12 protein-coding genes are annotated in these 12,639 nt (G+C 64.6%); 8 read left to right on the forward strand and 4 right to left on the reverse strand.

What is annotated here, in order from left to right; all coding sequences use genetic code 11:
• Positions 1-3 precede the first annotated feature (3 nt).
• Positions 4-1,497, reverse strand: coding sequence for a metal-dependent hydrolase family protein (locus AC1Q6X_RS15160; protein WP_492497712.1), 1,494 nt, complete (start codon positions 1,495-1,497; stop codon positions 4-6).
• Between the two features lie 362 nt (positions 1,498-1,859).
• Here AC1Q6X_RS15160 and AC1Q6X_RS15165 point away from each other — a divergent pair, with 362 nt between their 5' ends.
• The 5 genes from AC1Q6X_RS15165 (at position 1,860) to AC1Q6X_RS15185 (ending at position 6,884) form a co-directional block, all read left to right on the forward strand.
• Entirely contained in the window at positions 1,860-2,243 is a 384-nt protein-coding gene (locus tag AC1Q6X_RS15165; protein ID WP_492497713.1) for a hypothetical protein, read from the forward strand.
• A 107-nt stretch (positions 2,244-2,350) separates the two neighbouring features.
• On the forward strand, positions 2,351-4,186 hold the full coding sequence (gene msbA / locus AC1Q6X_RS15170; protein ID WP_492497714.1) for a lipid A export permease/ATP-binding protein MsbA: 1,836 nt from the start codon (positions 2,351-2,353) through the stop codon (positions 4,184-4,186).
• A 172-nt stretch (positions 4,187-4,358) separates the two neighbouring features.
• Positions 4,359-5,480, forward strand: coding sequence for a toxin-antitoxin system YwqK family antitoxin (locus AC1Q6X_RS15175; RefSeq protein WP_492497715.1), 1,122 nt, complete (start codon positions 4,359-4,361; stop codon positions 5,478-5,480).
• A gap of 11 nt (positions 5,481-5,491) precedes the next feature.
• Entirely contained in the window at positions 5,492-6,310 is an 819-nt protein-coding gene (locus AC1Q6X_RS15180; RefSeq protein WP_492497716.1) for a toxin-antitoxin system YwqK family antitoxin, read from the forward strand.
• A gap of 79 nt (positions 6,311-6,389) precedes the next feature.
• Positions 6,390-6,884, forward strand: coding sequence for a MarR family winged helix-turn-helix transcriptional regulator (locus AC1Q6X_RS15185; protein ID WP_492497717.1), 495 nt, complete (start codon positions 6,390-6,392; stop codon positions 6,882-6,884).
• Here AC1Q6X_RS15185 and AC1Q6X_RS15190 read toward each other — a convergent pair.
• The gene (locus tag AC1Q6X_RS15190; RefSeq protein ID WP_492497718.1) at positions 6,874-8,208 is read right to left on the reverse strand and encodes a chloride channel protein; all 1,335 of its coding nucleotides are present in this window, start codon (positions 8,206-8,208) and stop codon (positions 6,874-6,876) included. The two genes, AC1Q6X_RS15185 and AC1Q6X_RS15190, sit on opposite strands and share 11 nt — an antisense overlap.
• Before the next feature lie 215 nt (positions 8,209-8,423).
• Positions 8,424-9,323 carry a transcriptional activator NhaR gene (nhaR, locus tag AC1Q6X_RS15195; protein ID WP_230505880.1) on the reverse strand — a complete coding sequence of 300 codons (900 nt, stop codon included), beginning with the start codon at positions 9,321-9,323 and terminating at the stop codon, positions 8,424-8,426.
• A gap of 160 nt (positions 9,324-9,483) precedes the next feature.
• Here nhaR and AC1Q6X_RS15200 point away from each other — a divergent pair, with 160 nt between their 5' ends.
• Both AC1Q6X_RS15200 and AC1Q6X_RS15205 read left to right on the forward strand, forming a co-directional pair.
• Positions 9,484-10,446, forward strand: a complete 963-nt coding sequence (locus tag AC1Q6X_RS15200; RefSeq protein WP_492497719.1) for a TerC family protein — start codon at positions 9,484-9,486, stop codon at positions 10,444-10,446.
• 78 nt (positions 10,447-10,524) lie between these two features.
• A complete protein-coding gene (locus AC1Q6X_RS15205; protein ID WP_070312983.1) occupies positions 10,525-10,926 on the forward strand; it encodes a TerB family tellurite resistance protein in 402 nt (133 codons plus the stop codon).
• Here the strand turns inward: AC1Q6X_RS15205 and AC1Q6X_RS15210 are convergent, their stop codons facing one another.
• Positions 10,927-11,280 (reverse strand): YnfA family protein, encoded by a 354-nt coding sequence (locus AC1Q6X_RS15210; RefSeq protein WP_492497720.1) that lies wholly within the window; start codon positions 11,278-11,280, stop codon positions 10,927-10,929.
• Between the two features lie 90 nt (positions 11,281-11,370).
• Here AC1Q6X_RS15210 and AC1Q6X_RS15215 point away from each other — a divergent pair, with 90 nt between their 5' ends.
• On the forward strand, positions 11,371-12,639 hold the full coding sequence (locus AC1Q6X_RS15215) for a glycerate kinase type-2 family protein (RefSeq protein WP_492497721.1): 1,269 nt from the start codon (positions 11,371-11,373) through the stop codon (positions 12,637-12,639).

Genomic DNA, 12,639 nt, shown 5'->3' on the forward strand with positions numbered 1-12,639 from the left:
CCTTCAGCCTGCCAGTGGCGCGCTCAATTTGTCCTTGTAGATGCGCCCGTTCTTCATGATCAGGAACAGGCTTTCCTCGGGATGCGCGAGGAAATCGAGGTTTTTCGCGGGGTCGCCATCGGCCACCAGCAAGTCGGCCAGCGCGCCCACGGCCAGGCGGCCCAAAGTGCCCGGGTAGGGCGCGCGCTGGCCAGACAGGGCCAGCAATTGTCCATTCTGCCCCGTCGCCTGCGCCAGCAGGGTCAGGGGATCGTAAAAGCGCGTGAGCTTGGCCAGCTGGCGGCCCTGCGTGGGCGTGTTTTTCGCGTTGAACAGGATATCCGTGCCCCAGCCCGTTTTGATGCCGTACTTTTGCGCCAGCGCATACGCTTGTATCGTACCTTCCGAGACGATGGCCTGGCTGGCCTTGCGCGCCGCGTCAGGATACACATTCGCATCCGCATCTTGCAGGAATGGTTGCAGGCTCCACCACGTGCCCGTGTCGCGCATCATGCGCGCGGATTCGTCGTCGGCCAGCTGGCCGTGCTCGATGCTGCGCACGCCCGCGCGGATGGCGCGCTGGATGCCTTTCGGCGTGTAGACGTGGGTCATCACATACGTGCCCCAGTCGGCGGCCGCTTCCACGCCGGCGCGCAGTTCGCGTTCCGAATACTGGGTGCTGTCGAGCGGGTCGTACATCGAGGCGACGCCGCCGCCGGCCATCATCTTGATCTGCGTCGCACCCAGCATCAGCTGCTCGCGCACGCGGCGCAGCACTTCCGCTTCGCCGTCGGCGATCATGGCCATGCCGGCCGTTTCCGCCATGCCCAGCGGCGCGTTGGCCGCGCGCGGGATATCGGAACGCATGCGGAAGTCGCCATGGCCCGAGGTTTGCGAAATCATGGCGCCCGACGGGAAGATGCGCGGACCGTCGACGATGCCTTCATCGATGGCGCGTTGCAATGCAAAGGCGGGGCCGCCAGGATCGCGCACGGACGTGAACCCCCGCAGCAGGGTGCGCCGCGCTTCCTGCGCCGCCACCAGATATAAATAGCCGACGTCGGACGTCATGGCCGTCACCTGGTTGATGGCGGCCAGCATGGTGTGCCAGTGGGCGTCGATCAGGCCCGGCATCACCAGCTTGCCCTGGCAATCGATCACTTGCGCACCCTCGACTTTCTCGCCGGCCGGAAGCAGGGCCGTGATAGTTGCCCCCGTCACCAGCACGTGGATACCGGAACGGGGCGCCTTGCCCGTGCCGTCGAACAGGCTCAGATTGGTCAGCAATAGGGGGCGTTCGGCTGCTTGCGGCTGCTGGGCAATGGCATTGCTGGTGGACAAGCCGATGAAGGGCGCCAGCATGGCGGCCGTGCCACCGAGAAATTGCCGTCGCCGCATGTCCGCCATCACCCGCTGGTGCAGGATGGTGAAGACGGTGCCACCGCAGTCGCAGGCGCGCGGCTTCAAGCCACCCGTCTGCCAGGTGTCCGCCAGATGCTGTTCTTGTGCCAAGGCCATCGCGCCATCCTTTCATCGCTGCCGCGCCAGGAGCGTGGCAGCAGATAAAGTTAATGATTAGTAACCATTGCCATTGAATGCCCGCAGCGGCGGCAAGTCAAGCGTGCACTTGCTTTACGGAAAAAAATGTAGCATCGGCTTGCCAGACGGTAGACTTGCCCCGTGTTTCCGCCGTCACGGTGGCATAGTGGCAGCCCCGGCAATGGAGATAGGAACTTTGGTCATGAAAATTCACGGAGCATGCTGCCGATCTGTCGCGCGGCCGCCCTGTTGAAACGGGCGGTATTTCGCCAGCCGATTCCGGTAAAGCACGGCTTGCCCGTACAATTGCCCTTATTTATTTTCTTACCAGGAGTCTTACGATGCGTATCCCTACCAAACCACTGTTTTCCGCACTGATCCTCGGCAGCGCCGTCCTGTGCGCTTCCGCTTCCGCCGTCGGCCTGGGTTTCCTGGCCGATACGCCGATGGCTTACCTGAACAAGAACGACAAGCCCGTCTTCGTGAAAGCCGTCACCGACGTGCTCAACGACAAGAAGGATGGCGAAACCGTGCAATGGAGCAATGAAGGCTTGCGCAATTCCGTGCGCATCGCCGCCGACATCACGGCCAGCGACACGGAAAAGACGGACGCGCAAACCTGCCGCAAGGTGCAGGTGGGCTTGAACGCCAAGGGCCAGGAACAGACCCTCAAGCTGAAAGTCTGCAAGGCTGGCACGGCCGTGTGGAAAGTGGCGAAGAGCTGATCGTCCGTGTTTTCCTTGCCGGTCCTGCGCCGGCAAGGTGACGACTTTCTCATAGGTGAGTCTGGCAGCGGTTAGAATCACGTTTTACCCTTACTTTTCTCACCTGCATGCAGCAAAGTCGCCTCCTGTTCTTCCGCCTGGCCGGCCAGTTTCGCCGCTATGGCGCCATCGTTGCCGCCACTTTGCTGGCCGTGGGCGTGGCGTCCGCCACCGATGTGTTGTTAATCCGCCAGTTGCAAAACGTCGTCGACGCCATGCGCACGACGGCCAGCACGCAGGTCGCGCCCGCGTCTGGCGTGATGGGCATGCTGCAGGGCTGGGTCGACCGTTTCTTGCCGGCACAGGCGGGACAGGTGGATCTGTGGGTGATTCCCGCCACCATCCTGGGCCTGGCCGTGCTGCGCATGGTGTCGAGCTTTGCCGGCGATTACGGTTCCGTTTGGCTATCGAGCCGGGTGCAGGCCGATTTGCGCGAAAAGATGTTCGCCACCATCATGCGCCTGCCCAGCCGCTTTTTCGACACCACCACCACCAGCCTGACGCAGTCGCGCGTGGCCTTCGACGCCAGCCAGGTGTCGCAGGCGGGCTTGAACGTGCTCAACGTGATGGTGCGCGATTCCGTCGCCACCGTCGGCTACCTGATTTTATTGTTCAGCATCGACGTGAAACTGGCCCTGTTCTGCATGGCCTCGATGCCCATCGTCGCCATCGTCGTGACCCTGGCGGGACGGCGCATGCGCCACCTGAGCAAGAGTTCGCAGCAAGCCGTGGGCGAGCTGACGTCCGTGCTCGATGAAAGCATCGGCGGCCAGCGCGTGGTGAAAATCTTCGGCGGGCAGGACTATGAACAGGCGCGCTTCGGCAACGTCGTCAAGCGCAACCGCCAGCTGGCCGTCAAGCACGCGGCCACCTCGGCCATGAATTCCGGCTTCATCATGATGCTCGTCGGCATTACCCTGTCGTCCGTGATTTATTTCGCCATGCTGCGCGCGCAAAGCGGCGCCATCACGCCGGGCGCTTTTGTTGCCTTCATGGGCGCGCTGATGGCCATGCAGTCGCCGATCAAGAATTTAACGAAAATTAATGAGCCGCTGCAGCGGGGCCTGGCTGCGGCCGAGTCCGTCTTCGGTTTGATCGACACGCCGCTGGAACCGGACCCGGGCACCATCGCCCCGGCCGCCGTGCAGGGCAATCTGTCTCTGCAGAACGTGCACTTCCGCTACAACAGCGACGATCCCGATGCGCCCACGGCCTTGAGCGATATCACGCTCGACATCCGCGCCGGCGAAACGGTGGCCCTGGTGGGCGGCTCCGGCGGCGGCAAGACGACCTTGCTGGGCCTGCTGCCGCGCTTCTATGACGTCAGCGGCGGCCGGATCCTGCTCGACGGCGTCGACGTGCGCGACTACTCCTTGCTGGCCCTGCGGCGCCAGTTCGCCCTCGTCAGCCAGGATGTGATCCTGTTCAACGACACGATGGCGGCGAATATCGCGTATGGCGACCCGGCCCCGGACATGGCCCGCATCGAAGCGTCGGCGCGCGCCGCGTATGCGCACGACTTCATCATGCAGCTGCCGCAAGGCTACGCGACCCAGGCGGGCCAGAACGGTTCGCGCCTGTCGGGCGGGCAACGCCAGCGCCTGGCCATCGCGCGCGCGCTGTACAAGGATGCGCCGATCCTGCTGCTCGATGAAGCGACCAGCGCGCTGGACACGGAGTCGGAGCGCTCCGTGCAGGCGGCGCTGGAAGTGCTGATGCGCAACCGCACCACCATCGTCATCGCCCACAGACTATCCACCATCGAAAGCGCCGACCGCATCGTCGTCATGCAGGGCGGCCGCCTGGTCGAGTCGGGCAGCCACGGTGACTTGCTGCAACAGGGCGGCGCGTATGCGCGGCTGCATGCGAGCCAGTTGTCGCCTGTCAAGGATGGCATGGGCTGATGTGTGGCGCGCTTGCCGCGCCAGCGCATGTCCCCGGACCGGGGCCGGACCAGCAGGTCTGGTCCCGGTTTTTTATTGTTGGGGCGGCAATCGTGCCCATGGCGAACGGCGCTTGCCTTTATGATAGTGGCCGCAAAGCAACATGAACAGCAACATGAGGATGCAACAGACGATGCAACAGACGATGCGCTGGCTGCTGGCCGCCGCGCTGGGCATGGGCGCAGCCCTGCCATTGGCGGCTCAGGAACAGCCCGAAGGGCAAATGCCAACGCCAACCTTGCAGGAGGAAGACCACACCATGTATCTGGATGAAAATTTCATGCCCAGCAACCAGCGCCGCGCCGTGTATGCGCTGCGCACGCCGCCCGTGCGCGACGAGGCGTTGGGCGCCTGGCATGTGCGGCTCGAATTTCCCGACACGCCGGGCGTGCTGGCCTTTGAAACCTATGCCACGGATCTGGACCTGAGTCAGATCAGGTTCGTAAAGTTTCGCAAGTATTACTACGAGAATGGCCAGCTGCTGCGCGAAACCTACTTCAATGCCCAGGGCGAGGAGCTGCTGGGCGGCTGCGTGTACTTCGAGAATGGCCAGGTCAAGCAGAAGGTCACGCCGCTGCCGAACGGGCGCGACAGCATCTCGGAAACGTATCACAAGAACGGCCAATTGATGAGCCGCACGCTGTACCACGGCGACGAGATGGCCGATGGCGAGCATGTGTCGTATGGCGCGAATGGCGCCGTCAGCAGCCGTTCGTATCGGCGCAATGGGCAGATGGATGGCGTGGAGGAATCGTTTTATGCCGATGGCAAGCTGCACCGCAAGGGGCGGTACGTCGATGGCCAGCGCGAAGGCGAGTTTGTCATGTATGCCGAGGATGGCAAGGTGCTCGCCAGGACCGTCTGGGTGCACGGCCAGCCCGATGGCTGGTCGTTTGAAAGCCATGGCAATGGCGTCGTGTCGAACAAGACGCTGTACCAGAAAGGTGCCGTGCTCAGCTTGCAAACGTGGACCCCGAATGGCCGGCCCGTGTTTGCGTGGCAGAAAGATGTGCAGGGGCGCGACCACGGCGACACGACCGACTGGCATGCCAACGGCGTGCGCGCCAGCGTGACGCCGTTTGTCGAAGGCCAGCGCCACGGCTTGCTGCAGACCTGGTACAGCGACGGCAGCCTGCGGCAGATCGTGCCGTATGAACATGGCAAGAAGCACGGCATCGAGCGCCAGTGGGACAAGACGGGCAAGCTGGTGCTGGAGCAGGCGTGGCACGATGGCCAGCCGGTGGCCGCGCAGTAGGGGGGGGCGGCATGCGGTATGCACAGAAAATGCGCCTGGCGCTGCTGGCAGCGCTCATGACGGTGCTGCCGGTGGCGGCGCAGGCGCAGGCGCCGGCTCGCGGCACGTCGTTCTATGACAACGGCCAGCTCAAGCAAAAGGTGACCGTGCTGCCGAACGGGCGCGACCGTATTGTCGAGTCTTACCATGAGAATGGCCAGCTGATGAACCGCATCCGCTACCACGGCCAGCAAATGGCCGATGGCGAGTATGTGTCGTATGGCCCGAATGGCAAGGTGAGCAGCCGCGCCTTCCTGAAAGGCGGCAGGATGCATGGGCTGCAGCAATTGTTTTACGCCGACGGCAAGCTGTTCCAGCGCAGCCATTTCATCCATGACGAGCAGGATGGCGAGGCCGTCACCCTGGCGCCCGACGGCAAGGTACTCGCCAGCATGACGTGGCGCCATGGTGAGCCCGACGGCTGGTCGTTCGACAGCCATGACAATGGCCAACTGGCGCAGAGAGCGCTGTACCGCAAGGGCAAGCTGCTGAGCATGCAGAAGTGGGGCAGCAATGGCCAGCCGACCGTTGCCTGGCAGCAGGATGCCCAAGGGCGCGAGCAGGGCGACGTGACGCAATGGCATGACAACGGCGTGCGCGCCAGTGTCACGCCCATGCGCGACGGCGAGCGCCATGGCTTGCTGCAGACCTGGTACGCGGACGGTAGCCCGCAGCAGGTCGTGCCGTATGAACATGACAAGAAACAGGGCATCGAGCGCCAGTGGGACCCGGCCGGCAAGCTGGTGCTGGAGCAGGCTTGGCAAGCTGGAGAGCCAGTCCCCATGCGCTAGGAATCCCCCCGCCTTTGCAGGTATCATGCAGGGATTCCGGCCCGCCAGCAGGCGCGCAGCCGGTACGATAACGGAGGCAATGGTGGTGGAAGCGGACATTTCGGCGGTGGCCCGGGCGCAGGGCATGGCCTTGCAAAACATGCGCGTCGTCATGCGCGCGGCGCAGCGGCACTCGGCGCAGATCGAGAAGCAATGCGGCGTGTCTGGCGCGCAACTGTGGGTGATGCAGGAATTGCTAGAGCGGCCGGGCCTGCGCATGGGCGAGCTGGCCGGCAAGATGTCGATACACCAGACGACGGCCAGCAACCTGGTCGAGGCGCTGGTGAAAAAAACCTATGTGCGCAAGGCGCGCGACCAGCCCGACCAGCGCGTCGTTACGCTCACCCTGACGGCGGAAGGGCAAGCCGTGATCGCCGGCGCGCCGCAGCCGGCTCGCGGCTTGCTGCCCAGCGCGCTGGCCCAGCTGGACACCGACAGCCTGGCGCACCTGAACCAGGGCTTGAGCGCCTTGCTGGCCGTCGTCGCCCCCGATGACAGGCAGGCGGGCATGCAGCCGTTTCCGTTTACGATGTAGTATCCCGGCTGGCCTGCGGCAGCCGTTGCAGCTGCAGCTGCGCCAGCGCCCCGTACAGCGGCTCGCTGAGCACGCGCGACACGGTGCTGGCTACCACGGCGCAGGCCATCAGGCTCAGCACCATGCCGTGGCCATCGACCATTTCCATGACGATAATGAACGCCGTCAGCGGCGCCTGCGTGGCGGCGGCCAGGAATCCCACCATGCCCAGCGCGATCAGGGCGGGCGCATGCGGATAGTGCAGCAATTGCGCGATGTCATGCCCGATGCCGGCGCCGATGGCCAAGGACGGTGCAAAGATGCCGGCCGGCACGCCCGACCAGACGGTCAGCCACGTCGCCACATATTTGAAGGCCACAAAGGCGGGCGTCGTCTCGGACGCGCCTTCGAGCATGGCGCGCGTGGCCACAGTGCCGCTGCCGAACGTGGCGCCGTGGCTGGCGATGCCGATGGCCGCCACCAGCAAACCGCAGACGGCGGCAAACAGCACTGGCCGGCTGGTTCTCCACGCCGATAATTTCCCCAGCGGATTGCCCCGGGCGGATGCCAGCAGCAGCCGCGCAAACAGGCCGCCGGCCACGCCCGCCACGAGGGTGACCAATAAACCTGGCAGGGCCAGCGCCAGGCCGATGGGGCCGGGGTGGATGATGCCGAAATGGGTGGCGTTGCCGTGGATGGAGACGGCCATCATGCCGGCCAGCACGATGCCGGCGACGATGAGGCCGCTGTTGCGCTGCTCGGGCGAGCGTGACAATTCCTCGATGGCAAACATGACGCCCGCCAGCGGCGTGTTGAAGGCAGCCGCGATGCCGGCCGCGCCACCGGCCACCAGCAGCGAATGGGCGCTCACCTGCGAATGGCGCGGCAGCCAGCGGCGCGCGGCCAGCATCACGCCGGCGGCGATCTGCACGGACGGCCCTTCGCGCCCCAGAGACAATCCCCCCAGCAAGCCGCCCGCAGTCAGGACTATTTTCGCGGCACTGAGTTTCAGGGACACGAACAGCGAGCGCTGCTCGGGTGCCACGGCCGGGTCCAGCGTGGCCATCACCTGCGGGATGCCGGAGCCGGCCGCGCCCATCGCGTAGCGGCGCGTCAGCCAGACGAGCAAGGCGGCGCAAGCGGGTGTCCACAGCAGGGCGAACCACCAGGCCTTGCCGTTAAAAAAGAGAAAACAATCGAGTGCTGTTTCCGCCAGCCACGAAAAGCCCACGACGACGAGGCCCGCGACGGCGGCCATGCCGACGACGACGGCACGCGACCACCACAGGCGCGGGTTGGCAAATTCATGCTTGAAGGCAGAGGGGATGTCGTGCAAGTGCTTCATTGCGGCAAGTCCAGGAAGGGGCGCGCAGGGCGTCGGGGAGGAGTGCCATTATAAAGATATATTTGTTCAAATGTATTTCGTCTGATTATCTGTGGACGGCTGGCAACAGAAGCTCCCGCCAGCACCTAGACCAGGCTGCCGTCATCGCGTGCCGAGTGCACATGAAAGTCGGGCAGCCGGGCAAGGTGGTGGTCAGCGCCGAATAGGGCCGGCGCCTAGACGAACAGTTCGCGCCGCGCGCTCTGGCTGATGGCGACGGTGGCGGGGTGGCTCAGGCGGCGTTCCGTGGTGATCGCGTACACTTGCTCGACGAGGCTGTCGACCCGGCCCAGCGCCACCACGCCATGCTGTTCGCACACCTGGGGCGCGATCACGGTGGGGGCGAAGAACAGGCCGGCGCCGGACTGGCCGAAGGCCTGCATCATGGCGCTGTCGTCGAACTCGCCCACGATGCGCGGGTGCAGGTGGTTGTCGCCCAGCCATTGCAGCAGGCGGCCATAGATGGCGAAATCCTCGCCCGGCAGCAGCAGCGGCGCGCCGTTCAGGCATAGCGGAAAGCCGCCTTCCAGCGTGGCGGCCAGCGCCGGCGTGCCGAACAGGGTCATGCCGCTTTCGCCCAGCAGGTGGTTGTAGCCGCGCACGCTCAAATGGGACGGCATGGGGCGGTCGGCGATGATCAGGTCCAGCCGGTGCACGGCCAGGTCCGCCAGCAGGCTGGCCAGCCGGCCTTCGCGGCAGATCATGCGCAGCGGTTCGGCCAGGCCCAGCGCCGGTTCGACCAGGCGGCAGGCGATCAGTTTCGATACGGAATCAGCGCAGCCCACGCGAAACGTGGTCGTCGCCGTGCGCGACTGGTCGCGCACGATTTCCAGCAATTCGTCGCCCGTGCTGAAAATCTCTTCCGCATGGCTGAGGATGCGCCTGCCCGTCTCCGTCAATTCCAGCTTGCGCCCGCTGCGGCGGAACAGTTCCACGCCCAGGGTGTCGGCAAAGTCGCTGAGCTGGCCCGAAATCGATTGCGGCGTCAGGTGCAGCTGCTCGGCCGCGCGCGCGATGCTGCCCGTCTTGGCCACCATCCAGAAATAGCGCAAGTGCTTGAAGTTGAGTGTGGACATGTTTGTTCCCGGTAAAATTAATACATCGAATTTTTCGATGTATTCGTAAATTATATTCGATTTGTTCGATGTTTATATTCAGCCTATGATGACTGCTCAATTCATGCAAGGAGAGTGCCATGGGCATCAGGATAGAGACAGACAGTTGCGGAGGCCGCCGATGAATGGCCTGGAGAGTATTGCAACGGCACCCATGTGGGCCGGCTTCATCGTATTCGTCCTGTTCATGCTGGCGCTGGACCTGTTCGTCTTCGGCGGCAACAAGGCGCACAAGGTCGGCGTCAAGGAAGCGGCGACGTGGTCGCTCGTGTGGGTCAGCCTGGCCCTGCTGTTCAACGGCGGCCTGTGGTGGTATCTGAACGGCACGGCCGGTCCCGAGATCGCCAACCAGAAGGCGCTGGAGTTTTTCTCCGGCTACCTGATCGAGAAAGCGCTGTCCGTCGATAACGTGTTCGTCTTCCTGCTGATCTTCAGCGCCTTTCAGGTGCCGATCCAGTACCAGCGCCGCGTGCTGATCTACGGCGTGCTGGGCGCGATCGTGATGCGCGCCGTGATGATCATGGCCGGCGCATGGGTGGTGAGCGAGTTCAGCTGGGTGCTGTACCTGTTCGGCGCTTTCCTGTTGATTACCGGCATGCGCATGCTGGTGGCGGCCGATGCGGAACCGGATGTGGCGAACAACCCCGTGCTGCGCTTTGCCCGCCGCCACTTGCGGGTGGTGGACGGCGACCACGGCGAGCGTTTCTTCGTGGCCAAGGGCGGTTTGCGCTATGTCACGCCGCTGTTCCTGGTGCTGATCCTGATCGAGGTGACGGACCTGGTGTTTGCGGTCGACTCGATCCCGGCGATCTTCGCCATCACGACGGACCCGTTCATCGTCTTCACGTCGAACCTGTTCGCCATCATGGGCTTGCGCGCCTTGTACTTCCTGCTGGTGGACGTGGCTGACCGCTTCCACATGCTCAAGTATGGCCTGGCGATGGTGCTCGTGTTTATCGGCGCCAAGATGCTGATCATGCCGTGGTACCACGTGCCCGTCGAAGCGTCGCTGCTGGTGGTGGCGGTGCTGATCGTGTCGAGCTGCGTGGCGAGCGTGTTCATCACCCGCAGCGACAAGAAGTAAAACAGCGAATTTAACAGCGATACGGCGCGCCCCGCACGGCGGTGGCGCGCTTTTTAAACCAACAATGGAAGAAAAACTATGCGTACCTATGCAACGAACAGTCCCCAGGCAGCGGGACGTATTCTGGCCCTGATGATGGTGGTCGATGGCAACCTGGCCAGCGCCGAGCTGCAAGCCATGCACCGCAGCAAGATCCTCGAACATATCGACCTGGCGCCGGCCGCTTTTCAACAGCTGTTGCAAGACTTGTGCGACGACATGCTGACGTCGACCGTGCATGGCGCTGTGCAGCTGGCCCATGGCGTGATCGACAGCCTGCTCGATGAAATCACGGACCCGGACTTGCGCCGCAAGCTGCTGCAAGCCATGTGGAAGATTGCCGACGCGGACGACTGGCTGGCCGATGGCGAAGCCGTACTGCTGGCCCGCGCCAGCGCGGCATGGTCGGCGGAAACGAATTTCCGCCAGCACGCGGCGTAATTACGTCGCCTTGTGCCCCATGGCAATCACGGCGGCGCCGGCCAAGGCCAGGCCCACGCCCGTCACATCCGTCCAGGCGGGCGTGACGCCGTCCACCAGCCACAGCCATCCCAGCGCCGTGGCGATGTAGACGGCGCCATACGTGGCGTAGACCCTGCCGCTGGCGGCCGGATGCAGGGTCAGCAGCCACACGAAGATCAGCAGGCTGAGGGCGGCCGGCAACAGCAGCCAGGCGCTGCCCTTGTTGCTCAACCACAGCATGGGCAGGTAGCAGCCCAGCAGTTCAGCCACGGCCGTGACGGTAAACAGCCCGAAAGTGCGGGCAAGACTGGTCCATTCGATGGCGTCGCTCATTGCATTCCTGTTCGTGATCAAGCCGCCATTGTAGTCTCTGGGCAGCGCCGTCCCTGCTATGATCGGGTTCGGATACCCGAGGAGAACACCATGACGACGCCCCCCGCGCCGCGCGCCTTGCTGCAAGCCATGTTCCATGCCGCCGTCGAGGCGGCGCAGCCATCGCACTGCATACCGCCCCATCTGCCGCCCGCGCCCAGGGGACGCTTGATCGTCATCGGCGCCGGCAAGGCGTCGGCCGCCATGGCGCAAGCCGTGGAGCGGCATTGGCCGGGGCCGCTGTCGGGGCTGGTCGTCACGCGCTACGGCTATGCCGTGCCCTGTGAACGCATCGAGATCGTGGAAGCGTCGCATCCTGTGCCGGATGCGGCCGGCATGGCGGCCGCGCGGCGCATGCTGGACCTGGTGGGCAACTTGCAGGCGGACGACACGGTGCTGTGCCTGATCTCGGGCGGCGGCTCGTCGCTGCTGGCATTGCCTTTGGACGGCATCCCCCTGGAAGACAAGCAAGCCTTGAACCGCGCGCTGCTGGCGTCGGGCGCCACCATCGGCGAAATGAATTGCGTGCGCCGCCATTTGTCCGCCATCAAGGGCGGCCGGCTGGCAGCCGCCTGCCATCCGGCGCAAGTCATCACTCTGGCCATCTCCGACGTGCCTGGCGACAAGCTCGGCGATATCGCCTCCGGCCCCACGGTGGGCGACGCGACGACGTGCGAGGATGCGCTGGCCATCGTGCGCCGCTATGGCATGGACTTGCCGGACAGCATAAGAAAAACGCTGGAAAGCGGGCGCGGCGAATCCGTGAAACCCGGTGACCCACGGCTGGCGCGCACGCGCACGACCCTGGTCGCCACGCCGCAGATGGCGCTCGAGGCGGCGGCGGCCGTGGCGCGCGCTGCCGGCGTCACGCCGTATATATTGGGCGACAGCCTGGAAGGCGAGGCGCGCGATGTGGGCAAAGTCATGGCCGGCATCGCGCTGCAAACGGCGATGCGGGGCCAGCCGTTTCCCGCCCCGTGCGTGCTGCTGTCGGGGGGCGAAACGACGGTCACCGTGCGCGGCAAGGGCCGCGGCGGGCGCAACGTGGAATTTTTGCTGGCGCTGGGCATCGCGCTGGACGGATACGAGGGCATCCACGCGCTGGCGGGCGACACGGATGGCGTCGACGGCCAGGAAGACATCGCCGGCGCTTATCTCGCGCCCGACACCCTGCAGCGTGCCTGGGCGCAGGGCATCAAGCCCCGCGATAGCCTCGACAACAACGATGGACACGGCTTCTTCCAGGCGCTGGGAGATAGTGTGATCACGGGCCCGACATTGACGAATGTCAATGATTTCCGGGCCATTCTGATTACCTGA

The sequence above is a fragment of the Janthinobacterium sp. GW823-FHT06H09 genome, assembly GCF_058794735.1.